At 62.7% G+C, this 16,086-nt stretch carries 15 protein-coding genes; 9 read left to right on the top strand and 6 right to left on the bottom strand.

The window, feature by feature from the left end; genetic code table 11:
- Positions 1 to 45 precede the first annotated feature (45 nt).
- From tviB to MUY21_RS15180, 9 genes are all read left to right on the top strand, one after another.
- The gene (gene tviB / locus MUY21_RS15220; protein ID WP_248411147.1) at positions 46 to 1,326 is read left to right on the top strand and encodes a Vi polysaccharide biosynthesis UDP-N-acetylglucosamine C-6 dehydrogenase TviB; all 1,281 of its coding nucleotides are present in this window, start codon (positions 46 to 48) and stop codon (positions 1,324 to 1,326) included.
- Positions 1,326 to 3,125 (top strand): ABC transporter ATP-binding protein, encoded by a 1,800-nt coding sequence (locus tag MUY21_RS15215; RefSeq protein ID WP_248411146.1) that lies wholly within the window; start codon positions 1,326 to 1,328, stop codon positions 3,123 to 3,125. Before tviB ends, MUY21_RS15215 begins: the two co-directional genes overlap by 1 nt.
- A complete protein-coding gene (locus tag MUY21_RS15210; protein WP_248411145.1) occupies positions 3,122 to 4,267 on the top strand; it encodes a glycosyltransferase in 1,146 nt (381 codons plus the stop codon). Before MUY21_RS15215 ends, MUY21_RS15210 begins: the two co-directional genes overlap by 4 nt.
- A complete protein-coding gene (locus MUY21_RS15205; protein WP_248411144.1) occupies positions 4,264 to 5,505 on the top strand; it encodes a glycosyltransferase in 1,242 nt (413 codons plus the stop codon). Before MUY21_RS15210 ends, MUY21_RS15205 begins: the two co-directional genes overlap by 4 nt.
- Complete coding sequence (locus tag MUY21_RS15200; protein WP_248411143.1) at positions 5,502 to 6,167, top strand: HAD family hydrolase; 666 nt, start codon at positions 5,502 to 5,504, stop codon at positions 6,165 to 6,167. The genes MUY21_RS15205 and MUY21_RS15200 overlap by 4 nt, the downstream gene beginning before the upstream one ends.
- Positions 6,145 to 6,963, top strand: a complete 819-nt coding sequence (locus MUY21_RS15195) for a hypothetical protein (protein ID WP_248411142.1) — start codon at positions 6,145 to 6,147, stop codon at positions 6,961 to 6,963. The genes MUY21_RS15200 and MUY21_RS15195 overlap by 23 nt, the downstream gene beginning before the upstream one ends.
- Positions 6,960 to 8,042, top strand: a complete 1,083-nt coding sequence (locus MUY21_RS15190) for an EpsG family protein (protein WP_248411141.1) — start codon at positions 6,960 to 6,962, stop codon at positions 8,040 to 8,042. Before MUY21_RS15195 ends, MUY21_RS15190 begins: the two co-directional genes overlap by 4 nt.
- Entirely contained in the window at positions 8,039 to 9,181 is a 1,143-nt protein-coding gene (locus tag MUY21_RS15185) for a glycosyltransferase family 4 protein (RefSeq protein ID WP_248411140.1), read from the top strand. Before MUY21_RS15190 ends, MUY21_RS15185 begins: the two co-directional genes overlap by 4 nt.
- 168 nt (positions 9,182 to 9,349) lie before the next feature.
- Positions 9,350 to 10,717: a polysaccharide biosynthesis/export family protein gene (locus MUY21_RS15180; RefSeq protein WP_248411139.1), complete on the top strand. Its 1,368-nt coding sequence runs from the start codon at positions 9,350 to 9,352 to the stop codon at positions 10,715 to 10,717.
- A 17-nt stretch (positions 10,718 to 10,734) separates the two neighbouring features.
- Here MUY21_RS15180 and MUY21_RS15175 read toward each other — a convergent pair whose 3' ends face one another.
- The 6 genes from MUY21_RS15175 to MUY21_RS15150 all read right to left on the bottom strand — a co-directional run bounded on the left by MUY21_RS15175 (position 10,735) and on the right by MUY21_RS15150 (position 16,072).
- Positions 10,735 to 12,666, bottom strand: coding sequence for a Wzz/FepE/Etk N-terminal domain-containing protein (locus tag MUY21_RS15175; RefSeq protein ID WP_248411138.1), 1,932 nt, complete (start codon positions 12,664 to 12,666; stop codon positions 10,735 to 10,737).
- Positions 12,667 to 12,708: 42 nt separating this feature from the next.
- On the bottom strand, positions 12,709 to 13,380 hold the full coding sequence (locus tag MUY21_RS15170) for a sugar transferase (protein WP_248411137.1): 672 nt from the start codon (positions 13,378 to 13,380) through the stop codon (positions 12,709 to 12,711).
- 124 nt (positions 13,381 to 13,504) lie between these two features.
- Positions 13,505 to 13,897: a hypothetical protein gene (locus MUY21_RS15165; protein ID WP_248411136.1), complete on the bottom strand. Its 393-nt coding sequence runs from the start codon at positions 13,895 to 13,897 to the stop codon at positions 13,505 to 13,507.
- Positions 13,894 to 14,709, bottom strand: a complete 816-nt coding sequence (locus tag MUY21_RS15160; RefSeq protein WP_248411135.1) for a hypothetical protein — start codon at positions 14,707 to 14,709, stop codon at positions 13,894 to 13,896. The genes MUY21_RS15165 and MUY21_RS15160 overlap by 4 nt, the downstream gene beginning before the upstream one ends.
- Positions 14,709 to 14,975 (bottom strand): hypothetical protein, encoded by a 267-nt coding sequence (locus MUY21_RS15155; protein WP_248411134.1) that lies wholly within the window; start codon positions 14,973 to 14,975, stop codon positions 14,709 to 14,711. Before MUY21_RS15155 ends, MUY21_RS15160 begins: the two co-directional genes overlap by 1 nt.
- Before the next feature lie 146 nt (positions 14,976 to 15,121).
- Complete coding sequence (locus MUY21_RS15150; RefSeq protein WP_248411133.1) at positions 15,122 to 16,072, bottom strand: LysR family transcriptional regulator; 951 nt, start codon at positions 16,070 to 16,072, stop codon at positions 15,122 to 15,124.
- Between the last annotated feature and the right edge of the window lie 14 nt (positions 16,073 to 16,086).

Here is a 16,086-nt window from a genome sequence, read left to right as displayed (position 1 = left end):
ACCCGCAATGGTTGTGTTGTGGATGGATAACGGACGCATTAGGCGATGAAAGATTTTCCGGACCTGGGACAGATCGCGGTGATCGGGTTGGGCTATGTCGGCTTGCCACTGGCGGTCGAGTTCGGAAAGACACGGCCGGTCATCGGGTTTGACATCGACCCTCACCGCATCGGCGAGTTGCGCTCCGGCATGGATCGCACAGAGGAGGTCACCGCAGACGACCTTGCCAACGCCCGTCACCTGCGCTTTGCCAGCGACCCGGGCGATCTGGTGGCGGCCAACATCTTTATCGTGACCGTCCCGACCCCCATCGACGCCCATAACCGCCCCGACCTGACGCCTTTGCGCCGCGCCAGCGAAACCGTGGGCGGCGCATTGTCACAAGGCGATATCGTCATTTACGAGAGCACCGTCTATCCCGGCGCCACGGAAGAGGTCTGCGTGCCAATCCTCGAAGCGACCTCGGGCCTGACCTTCAATCGCGATTTTTTCGTGGGCTACAGCCCCGAGCGGATCAACCCCGGCGACCGCGACCACCGGCTGCCGACCATTGTAAAGGTCACGTCCGGCTCGACCCCCGAAGCCGCCGATCGCATCGACGCGCTGTATGCCGGTATCATCACGGCGGGCACTTACAAGGCCGAAAGCATCCGGGTGGCCGAAGCCGCCAAGGTGATCGAAAACACCCAGCGCGATTTGAACATCAGCCTGGTGAACGAGCTTGCGATCATCTTCAACCGTCTGGGCATCGACACCGGCGCTGTGCTGAAAGCGGCCGGCACGAAATGGAATTTCCTGCCCTTCCAGCCGGGGCTGGTCGGCGGTCACTGCATCGGCGTTGACCCCTATTACCTGACCCACAAGGCCGAGGAAATCGGCTATCACCCGCAGGTCATCCTGTCAGGCCGCCGGATCAATGACAGCATGGGCGCCTATGTCGCCGGGCAGATGATCAAGTCGATGATGCGCAAGGGGATCAACGTCGCGAAGTCGCGGGTATTGATCCTTGGGCTGACCTTCAAGGAAAACTGCCCCGATCTGCGCAACACGCGCGTTGTCGATATTATCGCCGAACTTCGGGATTATGGCGTCGAGGTGGACATCCACGACCCCTATGCCGACCCTGCGACCGCACGGGCGGAATACGGGATCGACTTGACCGACGCGCCGCTGGCACATCGCTATGACGGTGTGATGCTGGCCGTGCCGCACCGCGCCTATCTGGATCGCCCGACGGGATGGATCAATGGCTATGCCAAAAATCTGTCGGTGATCTATGACATCAAATCCGCCCTGCCGCGGGAAATGGCGGATCTGCGGCTGTGATGAGGCGGACCCTTGGCAAGCTCTGGTCGCTTCTGACCCCACGCGAACGGCGGCGCGGCACGCTGGTGCTGGGCCTTGCGCTGGTCATGGCGGTGTTCGAGGTGATCGGCGTCGCCTCGGTCTTTCCGTTCTTTCTGGCGCTGTCAGACCCTAGCCTTGTTCAGACGAACCCCTATTTGTCCGCCGCGTATCAATGGGGTGGGTTCACCAATCACCATGATTTCCTGCTGGCGCTGGCGCTTGTCACCTTCGCCCTACTTGTCAGCGGCGCGCTGATCCGCAGCGCGGGCGAATACGCCATGACGCGGTTCGTGCAGATGCGCCGCCACAGCCTTGGCACGCGGCTGATCACCCGTTACCTGCGCCAGCCCTATGCCTTCTTTCTGGGGCGTCATACCGGCGAGATGGCAAAAAACATCCTGTCCGAGGTCGAACAGGTCACGATGTTCGCCCTGGCCCCGGTGTTGCGGCTGACCACATCGCTTGTGACGCTTCTGGCGATGCTGGGCTTTCTGATCGTTATGGACCCGATCATCGCCGTCACCGCCATCGCTATTCTGGGTATCGCCTATGGCGCGATCTTCCTGACCATCCGCAGCCTTGTCACCCGCAACAGCGCCCGCCGCGTGGCCGCCGACGAGGCCCGATACACCATCGCGCGCGAGGCGCTGGGCGGCATCAAGGACATCCGCATTCTGGGGAAAGAGGATGCCTATATCCGTCACTTCCGCGCCCCGTCCATCGAGGTGTCGCGGATGCAGGCCGCGAACCTCGTGCTTGGCCAAGTGCCGAAATATCTGGTCGAGGCGATTGGCTTTGGCGGTATGTTGATTCTGTGTGTGGCACTTTTGGCGACCCTTGGCCCCAACGCCAGCACCGCCGCGATCCTGCCGAAACTGGGTGTCTATGCTTTTGCAGGCTACCGGATGCTGCCTTCGGTGCAGGGCATCTATCGCGCGATGGTCGAGCTGCGCTTCGGCGCGGGCGCGGTGGATGTGCTGTTTGACGACATGCGAGTCTTGCCGGATGGTCGACCTAATGCGGGCGAGGTGCAGCCGATGCGCCTGACCTCGGCACTAGAGGTAAGCAATGTCAGCTACTCCCATGACGGCTCTGCGCGCAGCATTTCGGATCTGTCCCTGACCATCCCGGCAGGGGCGTCGGTCGGCATTGTTGGCGGCACCGGGGCGGGGAAAACAACACTGATCGACCTGCTTTTGGGTCTGCTGACCCCACAATCCGGGAAGATTAGGGTCGATGGCACGCCGATTTCCCCTGTGAATGTGAAGGGTTGGCAGGCGTCCATCGGCTATGTGCCGCAGTCGATATTTCTGGCCGATACCAGCATCGCCGAGAACATCGCCCTTGGCACGCCCCGCGACCAGATCGACATGGGCCGCATCGCGGAATGCGCCCGCATGGCGCAACTGGATCACTTTGTCGAAACACACCTGCCCGATGGTTATGACACGACCATCGGCGAAAGCGGTGTGCGTCTGTCCGGCGGGCAACGCCAACGGATCGGCATTGCCCGCGCCCTGTATCACGACCCCGACATTCTGGTGTTTGACGAGGCGACAAGCGCGCTGGACACGCAAACCGAACGCGAGGTGATGAAGGCGATTGCAGGGCTTCAGGGGCAGAAAACCATCGTGATGATCGCCCATCGCATCTCGACTGTCGAAGCCTGTGATCAGATTATTGTGCTGGAACAGGGTCACATAGCGGCAAGCGGCACCTATGCGCAGTTGATCGCCCAGCATGACGGATTTCGCGCCTTGGCGGGGGTGGCGGCATGAAGCATATGCCCATCACACAGCCGGACACCGCATCTGCGCCGAAACTGGCGTTCGTTCTGCCCGATCTGCGGGGCGGCGGGGCGGAGCGGGTGATGCTGACCCTTGCGACCGAGCTTGCCCAGTTCGGATATGCCCCGCATCTGATCCTTGCGCGTGCCGAGGGCGCATTGATGGCCGACGCCCAGCGCGCGGGGCTTCCCATCACCGACCTGAAGGCCGACCGCTTGCGCGGTGTCGCCGCCCCGTTGCGCGATTGGCTGCGCCAGAACCAACCCGCGGCCCTGGTCCCTGCCATGTGGCCCCTGACCAGCATCGCGGTCTGGGCCGCGCGCGGGACCGGGGTGCCGGTCATCACCACCGACCACGCCACCCTGTCGGACCAATACGCGCGGAAAGGCCCGCTGCACCGGCTCGCGCTGCGGACCAGCATCCGCGCGACATATCCGAAGGCGCGGGCCAATGTCTCGGTCTCGGCTGGGTCGGCGCGCGATCTTGAGCGGTTGGGGCGGCTACCGGCCCATCGCGTCAAGGTCGTCCATAATCCCGTTGCCATGCCCGACCCCAAGCCGGGCACCGCCGTCTGGCCGGCGCAGGCGCGGCATCGCATCTTGGCTGTTGGCTCCCTGCGCTGGCAGAAAGATTTCGCGACCCTGCTGCGCGCCTTCCGCCTGCTTCTGGATCAGGGCTGCGATGCTGAACTTGTCATCCTTGGCGACGGCCCCGACCGCGCGGCGTTGGTGGCATTGGTTCAATCGCTGGGCTTGACCCGCCGGGTGACGATGCCGGGTTTCACACCACATACCGGCGCCTATTACGCAAGCGCCGACCTGTTCGCGCTCAGTTCGCGCAGCGAAGGCTTTGCCAATGTGATCGTCGAGGCGTTGTCCCACGGCCTGCCCGTGGTCGCGACCGACTGTCCGCATGGTCCGTCCGAAATTCTGGACTCCAGCGACATCGGCAGTTTGGTTCCTGTCGGGGACGCCGCCGCGCTGGCTGCCACGATCAGCGCCGCCTTGCACGCGCCACGCAACCCCGACGCCGCGCGCAGACGCGCATCTGATTTCCGGCCGGGCGTCGCGGCGGTCAAGTTCCTCTCACTCCTCCCGCAACCCCATCTATCAAAGCCAATGAGGCCCGCATGAGCGCCACCCGTTCGATCTTTGTCACCAATAACGGTCTGTCTGACCATATCGGCACCGCGCAGGTTCTGCCCTATCTGGAAGGCCTCGCAGCGCGCGGGCATCAGATCGCCTGTCTGTCGGTGGAACACCCCGCCCGGCGGGACGTCTTTGCCACCAAAGTCGCGCCACGCCTGAAACGCGCGGGGATCGAGCACAGCCCGATCCTGCGCCGCACCCTGCCGCTGGCAGGCAAGCTGGAACGCTTCGCCATGCCGGGGCTGATGCAGAGCCGTCTGGAACGGCTGGTCGAGACCTTTCAGCCCGACCTGATCCATTGTCGCAGCTATATGCCCTTGGGCGCCGTGCTGCCCGTCAGCCAGCGGCATGGCTTGCCCTTTGTGTTTGATATGCGCGGCTTCTGGGTGGATGAACGCTGCGAGGCGGGTCTCTGGCAAGGGCCAATGGGCCGCAGCATCGCCCGCCACTTCCGCAAGCTCGAGGCCCGCGCGATCAGCGGGGCCAGCGCGATTGTCGCTCTGACCCAAGACGCAAAATCGGTTGTCGCGACGCGCCGCCCGTCCGCCGGATCGGTGACAAGCGTCATTCCCTGCAGCGTCGATCAGACCCGGTTCCGGCCCAACCGCGCGTTGCGGACCAGCACGCGGCTGGCGCTGGGATACTCAGCGAAGGACGTGGTGCTGGTGCATCTTGGGTCAGCCGGGCCGCTCTACCAGATGGGCACCACCTATCGCCTGCTGGCCGCACTTCAGGCGCAGGACATGCAGGCGCGGCTGCTGCTGGTTGGCGATCATTCCGTCGATCAGCATGTGCGGGCAGCCCGCAGTTATGGCGTCACGCTGGACCCGGCGCACCTGATGTGCAAACGCGTGTCGCATGATGACGTGCCCGCCCTTCTGAACGCGGCTGATATCGGCCTGTCGTTCCGCATCGCAAGCAAGTCCAGCCTTGGCGTTTCGGCCACCAAGACGGGCGAATATCTGTCCTGCGGTCTGCCGGTGATCAGCAACGCAGGGATCGGAGATATCAACGACATCCTGCCCGACCGCCGCTTCGGTCTGGTGCTGGCTCATCACGACACGCCCGCCATTGAACACGCCGCGCGCACCATCGCATCTGCACCCTTTGCGCCCCGCGCCGTGATCCGTGCGCATGCCGCTGGCCGTTTCTCGCTGGATCGGGCCTGTGACCAGTATGATGCGCTTTACCGCATGTTTCACGCCGAAAGACAGGCCGCATGACCGCTGCCCCGCGCATTCTGGCCGTCGATGTGTGCGGTACGCTTTATGACACGAACACCACTGCAGGGCTGGTGATGTTTCACCACGCCCGGCGCGGTCACCGCTGGCGCCACGCGGCTTTGACAGCAATCTCGCGGCGCGGGGTGTTGCGGGCCGGGTTGGTTGCGGTCGCGAAGCTCACGCGGTTCGACGTGCATCGGGCGCTTGTTCTGATCAGCCTGCGCAACGAGACCCTGACGTCGCTGCAGGCGTCGGCCAAAGGCTATGTCACCGATCATCTGCCTGCGACGGTCATTCCCGCCGCTCACACCCGCATGGCCCGGATGCGCGCCGCCGGGTGGCAGCCTGTGCTGGTGTCCAACGCCCTGTCTCCGGTGATCGGCGAAATCGCCCGCCAGCTCGACCTGCCCTTCATCGCCTCGGACCCCGCCCAGCGCGCAGGACGATTGACAGGGCGTCTGGCGCGCGATCTGACCGGGCAGAAACGCAAGGCGGTCGAGGCATATCTGAACCGCCCGCTGGACGCGGTCGCGTTCGCGGTGATCACCGACAACCGGTCAGACCGTGATCTGGTGGCTGCCGCTAACCCGGCGATTCTGGTTGCTGCGCGAAGCCCCCGCAAATGGATGAGGAACTGGGATGCCGAGATTCTGTGTCACTGACCCCCGCCACCTGATCCTGCTTGTGCCGTTTGGCTATGCGTTCACCTCGCGCTATCACTGGCCGCGCGATTTCGTGGTCAACGCCCTGACCGCATGGGTGCCGGGCGTGATCCTTGTCGCGCTTTTGGGTGATCTGGGCGCGGGTCCGGCTGTGCTGACCTATCTTCTGGGCTACGCGGTCTTTATCAGCCTTTACGAGCTAGGCTATCTGGCCAATGACACGATCGGATTGCGCCATGATCCAACCCCGCGCCGCAGGGTCGATGTGGTCATGTCGCCCGCCATCATCCTTGTCTTCGGCACGGTTCGGCTGGGCGTGGCATTGGCCGCAATCCTTGCGCTGGGTGTCGGCGGTGCGGGGCTTTACTGGGCCGCCCTCGCGGCACTGGGGGTCACGCTGATCGCCCACAACACCCTGCGCGCGACCGAAATGAAGTTCTTCACGTTTCTGCAACTCTCGCTCTTCCGGTTCGCGCTTCCGGTGCTGCCCGTTCTGGTCGTGGCCGGGGATGTGGTCGGTATGCTGATCTGCTTTGCCACCGGGCTTTTGCTGTTCACGCTGCCCCGGTTCCTGACCTATCTGGACGCCAAAGGGCGGTTGTCCCTGCCCGAGCGCAAGGCCCGCGCTTATCACCTGAAGACCCATCTTGCCGTCTTGCCACTTGTCACGCTGTTGTCGATCGCCACGCACGAGGTTGCCCCGATCGCCTGCCTTCTATGGGGCGTGTTCGTCCAGCTTGTCTATGTCGCCCGCGCCCGTGTGCCAGCGCATCCAGGGGGGGCCACATCCTTGTGATCTATGTCGCTCTGTTCCTGGCGCTGATCCTGCTGCGCCTGGTGCTGGCCCGGCAGCCCCGCCTGCGCGATCAGACCTATCCGATCATTCTGGCCGCCCTGTTCCTGTTCGTCGCCTTCCGGCTGGAGGTCGGCTGCGACTGGAACGGTTATTACCGCCATTTCCTGATGCAGCTCGACCTAGACCTTGCCGATGCTCTTGCCCAGCGCGAGCCGCTCTGGTGGGCATTGGTCCAGGGGGTGGGCGCTGTGGGGTTGGGCTATCCATGGCTGAATGTTGCAGCGGCGGTGATCTTTTTTGCAGGCGTGCACATGCTGGCGCGTCAACAGGTGGACAGGCTGGGTTTTCTGATCCTGCTGTATCCGGTGTTGATCCTGAACATGCCGATGTCGGGGATCCGGCAGGCCGCTGCCATCGGAATAATGTGCGTGGGGTTTGCACTGTTCCGCAACGGACATACGATACGCTTTGCGCTGGCCACGCTGGTCGCCACAGGCTTTCACAGCAGCGCAGGCGTATTCCTGTTGCTGGCGCCGCTTGCCGGGCAGGGCAGGATCCGGGCGCGCCTGCTCGCGGCGCTGTTGCTGGCCGTGCCGGGTGCATTCCTTCTGGCCACGGGCGACAGCGCCCAACTTGCGCTTTCACGCTATGTCGATACCGGGGTGGATGCCCATGGCGCACTGTATCGCGCCGCGCTTCTGGCACTCAGCGGCGGGCTGTTTCTGATCGCCCTGCGCCCCGCCTGGCGCGTGCGAATTCCCGGCGATCACCGGATGATGGTGCTGGCGTCCCTGATGATGCTGGCAACCCTGCCACTGATCGCGCTGTCCAGTGTGATCGCCGACCGGATCGGCTATTTCCTGGTGCCGCTTCAGGCAATGATGCTGGCCCGCATCCCGTTTCTGGGCCTTGGTGCAACGGGCGCGATCCTGGCCATTGCGCCCTATGTCGTGCTGCTGGTGATGCTGGTGGTCTGGACCGTTTATTCGGCCCATTTCCACTACTGCTATCTGCCCTACGACACGTGGCTTTTTGGCCTTCCCGAAATCTATCAACTGCCGACCGGAGGTGGCGCATGAGAGTGCTGTTGACCGTCAACGCCGCGTGGAACGCCCTGAATTTCCGCCGCCCGGTGATCGAGGCCTTGCTGCATCAAGGCCATCACGTCACCATCCTCGCCCCGCTGGATGACGCTGCACCAGCATTGCGCCACATGGGGTGTCAGGTGATCGACCTGCAGATGGACATTCAAGGACTATCCCCCCGGCAGGATGCCAGGCTGATCCGTCGGTTCGGACATCACTTTGCGGCGCTCGGACCGGACATCATCCTGAGCTACACGGTCAAGAACAACATTTTCGGTGCCGTCGCGGCGAAAAGGCTGGGGATCCCCTTTCTGCCGAATGTTTCGGGTCTGGGAACGGGGTTTTTGTCGGGTGGCGCGCTTAGGTTGGTGGTCGAGACCCTGTATCGCCACGCGTTCCGCGGATTGCCTATCCTGTTCTTCCAGAACCCGGACGACCGCGACCTGTTCGTCATTCGGCGACTGATTGCTCCGGGGCAGGCCCGCCTGTTGCCCGGTTCGGGTGTCGATCCGGACCATTTTCGCCCCTGCCCCCTGCCGGCCCTCAACGATACGGTGTTCCTGATGATCTCGCGACTTTTGCGCGATAAGGGAGTGCTGGAATATGTCGAAGCCGCCCGCCGGATCAAAGCCACCCGTCCGGACCTGCGCTTTCAGATCCTTGGCCCGGTCGATGCGGCAAACCGCTCGGCCCTGGGGGCCAATGCGCTGCAAGGCTGGATGGCCGACGGGGTGATCGAACATCTGGGCAAACATGACGATGTGCGCCCCTTCATCGCACAGGCGGATTGCGTCGTGTTGCCATCCTATCGCGAAGGCGCCCCGCGCACGTTGCTGGAGGCCGCCAGCATGGCCCGACCACTGATCGCAACGGACGTGCCCGGCTGCCGCCATGTGGTGGAGGACAGGATCACGGGCCTGCTTTGCGCCCCGCGCGATGCGGGCAGTCTGCACGCCTCGTTCGAAGAGTTCGCCAACAAGCCACCCGGCACCCGCGCGCAAATGGGTCGGGCTGGACGGGACAAGGTGCTGCGCGAATATGACCAGAAAATCGTGGTCGACCGCTACCTTGCCGCAATGGCCGAGCTTGTGCCGCACAAGACGGCAGCACGGGACACGCGCCTGCGCGCCTAGCGCGGCGATCACGCCGCAATTCGGCAACACACCCGCGCCGATCAGGCATCCGAACAAACAACCTATGGTATTTCACTTACTTCACTTTGCAATTTTGATATGAGTTAATCAACACGCCACCCCGCCCGCCAATGCGCGGTGAAACGGGGCGGCCGGACGGAGGACCATATGCACCACAACAGCCTGCGCGCGCTTCTTCTTGGCACCTGCCTGGCCCTGTCCGGTTGCGGCGTCACCTATCACAGCCCGACCGTGCAGTCGCAGGCCGCCGGGCTGGATGTCAGCGTCGTGGAAATCACCGCAAGCTCGGTGAAACAGGCCAACAGCGCACCCTATGTGCCGCTGAGCCTGCCGGATGCCTTTCACGCGATTGCGGGCGGGACCGGCCTGCGTGGTGCGGGCGCGGTCCCGGACATGCCGGAGGGCCCCACAGGGTCACGCGAACAGATCGCCACCCGGCTGCCTGCCCCCGTCACACCGCAACGCTATGAAATTGGGGTCGGCGACGTGCTGCTGCTGGTCACGAAAAGCGGGGCCAGCACGATCGAGGAGTTGGGCGGCCTGCTGACTGCCCAGACGCAGCGACAAGGGTTCACCGTTCGCGACAACGGAATGATCGCGCTGCCTGATATCGGGCAGGTCAAAATGGCAGGCAAAACGCTCGAAGCCGCCGAGGACGCTGTGTTTCAGGCCCTTGTGGCGAAGAACATCGACCCTGCCTTCAGCCTTGAGATCGCCGAATTCAACTCCCGGCACGTGGCCATCGGCGGCAAGGTCGGCCGCGCGGGTCTTGTGCCCCTGACCCTGAAACCCCTGCGTCTGGGCGATGCGCTGGCGCAGGCCGGAGGCGTCGTCGCCAGTGACACGGGCGCAACAGCGATACGCCTTTACCGGGATGGCACCTTGTATCAGATGCCAGCTTCGGCCCTGCGGTCCGATGCCAGGGTCCGTGACCTGACCCTGTTGCCGGGCGATGCGATCTATGTGGACGAAACCTATGACCTTGACCGGGCGCTGGCCTTTTATGAGACACAGATCGCCGCAATCGGCCTGAAGCGCAGCGCCCGCCTGCACGCCCTGTCCGAGCTCAGGGCCGAAATGTCCGTGCAGCGCGACACGCTTGAAGAACGGCGCACCAATTTCACCAGCCGCCGCGAGCTGGACGCCGAGCCGCGCGATTATGTCTATCTGACGGGCGAGGTGGCCCGGCAGGGGCGCGTGGCGCTGCCCTATGGGCGACAGGCCAGCCTGGCGGATGTGCTGTATGATGAAGGTGGATTTGACACCAGAACCGGCGATCCGGCGCAGATCTATGTGATCCGGCCCGGCACCGATGCGGACGACACAAAAGTCACGGCCTGGCATCTGGACGCGACCAATGTGATCAACATCACGTTGGCAACGCGGATGCAGATGCGCCCGAACGACATCGTCTTTATCGAGGAACAGCCGATCACCAAATGGTCGCGCGCCTTCGAACAGGCTTTCCCGATCCTGATCAACAAATCCGTCAATGGCGACAGCGGTGTGCCCTGAACCTTGTGCAAACGGTCCTAGGTCGTGCCGTAATACCCTTTGTCATAAGTGGCATAGGCGGCATACGTCCCGCCATGTCCATATCGCGCCAATTCCTCGGTTCTGACCTGTGACAGGACAAGCCCGGTGATTTTGGCGTTTACCATCGCAAATTGCCGCAATGCTTCGGCCACCTGCGGGCGGGTCGTCTTGTTCCAGCCAACCGTGAACAGAACCGCATCCGCATGACGGGCCATCACCCGCGCATCGGGCACCACCAGAGCCGGAGGGCTGTCGATGACAACTGCGTCGTACCCGGCGCGCGCTGCGCCGATCAGTTGTTCGAACCGGCGCGAGGCGAACAGGTCTGCGGCGCTGGTGCGTGAGGCCTCTCCGAACAGGACATCGGCGTCCAATCCGGGCACGTGCTGAACAGCATCCGACAGCGCCACATCCCCTGTGAGAACGGACATGATCCCATGTTTGGACGGGCCGGGCACATAATGCCGAAGTGTGCAGCGTCTAATATCCCCTTCGATCAGAAGGACGCGCTTGCCCAACCCCGCCAGGCTGTGGGTCAGGGCAACCGCCTGTGTGGTCTTCCCCTCGTCCGGCACCGCCGATGCGACAAGGATCACCTGCGGTGGCTGGTCGATGTCAGACATCAGCAGCGATGTGCGCAGATTGCGCATGGCCTCGACCGCCGCCGCGGTGGGATGATCCGTCAGAAACGGGATCAATGCGCCCCGATCCGTGACCGGGAGGTGCGGAACCTGCCCCAGAACCGGTCGGCCTGTCGCCTCTTCCAGTTCTTCAACCGAACGGAATCCCGCATGGACAAACTGCCGCCACAAAACATGGACCGATGCCAGCAACATTCCAACAACCGCACAAACCGCCATGATGAGCCCCTTGCGCGGAGATAGGTATGTACCCGGTGCGGCGGGTGACAACACCCGCGCATCCGCCTGTTGCAGACCGCGAATGGCGCTGGCCTCTTTCAGACGCGCAAGCAGCGTTTCATAGAGCACGCGGGTTGCCTGTGCGTCCCGCTCCAGTTCCTGCAGCGTCGTTACGTCGGCACTTTGGACCTCGACCGCCGTTTCAAGGTCGGCAATCGAGTTCTGCAACGCGGCCTTCTGCAGCGCCAACCGTTCCGTGTCGCTGGCCCGCTCTGCCCGAAGGGTCACGTCCTGCAATCGCGCACGGGCGTCTTTCAGGCGGGCGTTCAGAATGGCAAGCTCTTCGGTCGACGTCAGATCCATGCGCGCGCGCGCCTGCGCCACCGCCGCTTCGCGCGCCGTCAGGTCCTGTCGCAGATCACCCACACGGTCGGATAACCACCGCACCGCGTCATCCGCTGCCTGAAACTTCGCATCAACCTGATCCTGAAGGTAAAGCGAGGACAGCGCATTCGCCATATTGGCTGCTTTGACCCGATCTTCCGACCGCACCGTGACTGAAAAAATGCGGGTGTTACGCTGAACATGCGCTGAAATGGCATCCTGCACCGCGCTGACCACCTGTGCGACCTGTTCAGGGCCATCCGTCACCGCCGCCGCCGGAAGGATCGGCAGCCCCGGATTGAGGGCCGGATTGAACTCGGGGTCGCGGGACAGGTCCAACGCCTCGACCAGTTTCTGCACAAGGCCACGGGATTGAATGATGTGTAGCTGCGTGTTCATGTCCGACAGATCATGCGCCACCGGATTTGCGGGAAGATCACCTGAGATCACCGGGTCTTGCGATTGCGTCATCACCAAAAGCGCCGTGGCGGCATATTTCGGCCGCGCAATGCCAAACCCATAGACCGCGCCGATGATCAGCCCCAGAAGACCCAACAGGGCAATCGTCCGGCGCCCCCGCCACAGCGCCTGCCCGACGCGAACAAGATCCAGATCACCATGCGCTGTCTGATCGTCGCGTGTCGCGGGGCCATAAGCACCCGCGAACCCCTGCCTTATATTCATCCAAGGCCTCCTGACTGATGTAGGAACATGATCAGATTCACCCTAGCGTCCCGTTCGGCTGATCACTGTGACCAGCGTCCGCCAGACGATCCACATCTCGAACCGGAAGCTGCGATTGGCGATATAATGAAGATCTGCCTCGACCTTTCGGGCGGTGGCCGCGATACCTTCGACATAGCCGATCTCGGTCTGGGCGAAGCCGCTGATCCCCGGCAACACCACGTGACGCTCTTTGTATCCGGGCACATCATTCAGGAAGGTAACAGCGTGGTCGTAACAGTCGGGGCGCGGGCCAATCAGGCTCATCTCGCCACGCAAAACGTTGATGATCTGGGGCAATTCATCAAGTCGGCTCTGCCGCAGGGCCGCGCCAAGCCCGGTGATCCGATCGTCTTCAAGGGGATCATTCGCCCGGCGCCGTCGTGAAGATGGCGTCATCGTGCGAAACTTGTAGGCCATGAAGGGAATGCAGTTGCACCCCATGCGGGGCTGCATGAACAAGACCGGCCCCGGATTATAGGCGCTGTTCAAGATCAACAGGATCACCCCAACGGCAATCAGGATCGGCAGCAGCAGAAGGCAGAACAGCACATCAAACGCCCGCTTGCCAATGGCAAACCCCCGAGGGGTGAGGACGGAGGCATTCGCCGGCACATCATCTACCCGCTCCGATCCGTCGGTGGTCATGCCAAAGTGATGCGCTATCTGCCTCATGGTTGCATTCACCTAAAAATGATTCATCTTTAGGTTGCTAACATGAATTGGCCAGCCTGCAAAGCGATTTGAGATCCGTGTCTGGCGAACCACCTGCCCGTCAGGTGCGGGCAGGCGGCAGGTTTCAGTCTTCGGTCGGAATTGGCGACAACCCAAGAAGCGGAATGGCCAGCCCGGCCTCAAGCCCGATCACCGCGACAAGACGGTCCACGCCAACTTCGGGAAAGCTGTCGGTCGAGGCAGGGGACCAGATCCGAAGTACCGATTGCGCCTGTGTTGCCCCGGCAATGTCCGCGTCCGGTGCATGAGCCGGGGCGGCCAGAGGGGCCGCAGCCAGCTGCGGAAACCGCACCCCGGCCAGAAGTGACGCCAACGCGTATCGTTCACCGGCCCCATCTTCCCATGTCGCAGCGCCGAACGTCTGCACATCGGCCGGTGAGTTTCCAACGCAAAGCGCGAATTGATTGGCTTGGGACATCAAATGTTCGGGGCAGGCAATCGTGATCCGGATGCTCATAGCGTTACCCCCGTTTTTGCCGCCATCCACGCCTCCAGCAGTGCGATCTGCGATTCGTCAGGCTGCGTCGCGGACGTGGTCCAGACCTGCAAACCGAACAGACGAAACGCCCCCGGAATGCTGGCCGTGACAGCCCCCAGCCCGACCCGCAGCGGTTGTGCGGCGATCGACTGCTGTGCCAACGCCTGCGGGGCGTCGATGACGATTTCGCCGTCCAACCGAACGATCACGTCGCCATCACTGGCCTGAAGCGTCACGACGTGTTTGTCGTGGTGTCCCCAAACTGTCGGCGAAGCCACATTCGTGGCAGACACACCCTGTGCGGACATCCGGCTGTAATACTGCAATCGGTCAATATTGGGGCGCACCCCGACCGACATTCCGTTCGTGCTGCTCTGGCTGATTTCCGCGATGTTCACCCTTGCAGTGCCCGAGGTCGACATCATTTGATACCCCAGCACCATCGTCACCGGGTTGGCCACATCGAAAACGGCCGCAGTTTTCAGGGCGTCATCTACCCCGTCGGTTTCGAGCCAGTGTAAACTGCCATCGGTGCGATAGGTCGGGCGCGCGGCGCTGACGGCCTGGCCCAGATCATGTCCATTCCCGGACATATCCTGCCACCGCCCGATCGGCTGATTATTGGCCGTGACGGAAATCGTGCCCGCAAAATCCTGAAACAACCCGGACCGCTGAGACGGATCGAAGAACACCGAAGGCGACAACGAGGCGGGCGAAAAAGGCGCAGGTACGGCGTTGGTTGCGGTCCGGCGCAGGGCAAGCGCCGGAATGTCATATCCCAACCCCATCATCAGACAAGCACGAAGGCGTGGATACCGGCGGCGGTCGTTCCGGTCGCAAACACCCGCGCGACCCCGACCGGCAAGATGGCATTGTCACCGACCGTGACCACGCGGTCCTCTCCGGCAACCGACCTGAACGCAATCGCACCGCCGGTTTCGGCATAAAGCGCAACCGCGACATGGACCAAATCCGTGGCATCAGACGGCGTCACTGGCGCCATATCGGTTGCAGGCCCGCGCAGGGAAAGCGAACGGTTCTCGAAGGGGTTTGACATCATATGCTCCTGACAGTTTGGCACCATGCGCTGCGCCAGATCGAGCAGATCGCCAGCGACAGCAATTCGTCAGAGTCCTATGAAGATGGGGTTGAGACCGTCTGACACGCCCGCTCCGGGCGGTGACGTTCTGTTAACCAATGGAATTAAAGAGGGGCACCACGTTTGGGCCGCTGGCGTTGCCGCGACCGCTGGTCCTGCAGCAGATGCGTCCACAGGTCGTGCAAGGTTCCCTTGTTGTTCTTCGGATCGCGGTAGACGCGGATTTCCAGATCTGTGGCCAGACGCTCTTCGACGATGGCAAGCCGACCCTCGGCAAGTTCGGTCTTGCACAGGCTCAGCGGCAACCATCCCATCCCAAAGCCTTCAAGGATCATCGCCTTCACACTGTTGGCCAGCGCGTTCTGATTCACGATCAGGACCTTTTGCGGGGTGACGGCCTGTACCAGTACGAAATCCTGCACCGCCCGCAACGCCGACACGGCCCCATAGGACAAAAGCGGTATCGCCTCTTTGCTGCCGGTCTTGAACCGAAACTCCGGCCCGCCGCCCGGCTTGGTGCGTGACACCGGTACGAAACGATCTGTCGACAGGGTCAGATATTCGAAGTTGGCGACCTCCAACGGCCCCAGAAACTCCATCGACGGGTGCCAATAGGTCAGGATCACATCACAATAGCTTTGCTGAAGTGCACTGACGAACTGGTCCGCCGCCCAAGAGGTCGAGTTCAGGTCCGTATCCACCCCACCCTTTTGCACCAAAGGCGCGATCAGGGATTTGTAATGCGTCATGTAAAGCGATTGCGAGGTGGCGAAACGAATGATGTTTTCGTTCGCGGCGTCGATGGTCTGGCACCGCTCGATCGTTTCTTCATAGGTGCGCAGCATGATCCGTGCCTGCGACAGAAAAACCTCGCCCGCAGGGGTCAGGGCAAGCGGCAAGGTCTCGCGGTTGATCAGACGCACGCCGATCTCGTTCTCCAACGCGCGGATGCGGCGTGAAAAGGCCGGCTGGCTCACATTCCGTTCTTCGGCCGCGCGCGAGAAATTCTTGCACGCCACCAAAGCCTCGAAATCTCTGAGCCAGATAATATCCAAAAAACGCGGGTCCG

This window comes from Aliiroseovarius sp. S2029 (genome assembly GCF_023195575.1).
GTDB lineage: Bacteria > Pseudomonadota > Alphaproteobacteria > Rhodobacterales > Rhodobacteraceae > Aliiroseovarius > Aliiroseovarius zhejiangensis.
Note: the sequence above shows the minus strand (reverse complement) of the source record. Positions and strands in the feature narration are given on the sequence as shown.

Coding starts and splice junctions, on each gene's coding strand:
- tviB (WP_248411147.1), top strand. CDS start 46: ATGAAAGATTTTCCGGACCTGGGACAGATCGCGGTGATCGGGTTGGGC.
- MUY21_RS15215 (WP_248411146.1), top strand. CDS start 1,326: ATGAGGCGGACCCTTGGCAAGCTCTGGTCGCTTCTGACCCCACGCGAA.
- MUY21_RS15210 (WP_248411145.1), top strand. CDS start 3,122: ATGAAGCATATGCCCATCACACAGCCGGACACCGCATCTGCGCCGAAA.
- MUY21_RS15205 (WP_248411144.1), top strand. CDS start 4,264: ATGAGCGCCACCCGTTCGATCTTTGTCACCAATAACGGTCTGTCTGAC.
- MUY21_RS15200 (WP_248411143.1), top strand. CDS start 5,502: ATGACCGCTGCCCCGCGCATTCTGGCCGTCGATGTGTGCGGTACGCTT.
- MUY21_RS15195 (WP_248411142.1), top strand. CDS start 6,145: ATGCCGAGATTCTGTGTCACTGACCCCCGCCACCTGATCCTGCTTGTG.
- MUY21_RS15185 (WP_248411140.1), top strand. CDS start 8,039: ATGAGAGTGCTGTTGACCGTCAACGCCGCGTGGAACGCCCTGAATTTC.
- MUY21_RS15180 (WP_248411139.1), top strand. CDS start 9,350: ATGCACCACAACAGCCTGCGCGCGCTTCTTCTTGGCACCTGCCTGGCC.
- MUY21_RS15175 (WP_248411138.1), bottom strand. CDS start 12,666: ATGAATATAAGGCAGGGGTTCGCGGGTGCTTATGGCCCCGCGACACGC.
- MUY21_RS15170 (WP_248411137.1), bottom strand. CDS start 13,380: ATGAGGCAGATAGCGCATCACTTTGGCATGACCACCGACGGATCGGAG.
- MUY21_RS15165 (WP_248411136.1), bottom strand. CDS start 13,897: ATGAGCATCCGGATCACGATTGCCTGCCCCGAACATTTGATGTCCCAA.
- MUY21_RS15160 (WP_248411135.1), bottom strand. CDS start 14,709: ATGATGGGGTTGGGATATGACATTCCGGCGCTTGCCCTGCGCCGGACC.
- MUY21_RS15155 (WP_248411134.1), bottom strand. CDS start 14,975: ATGTCAAACCCCTTCGAGAACCGTTCGCTTTCCCTGCGCGGGCCTGCA.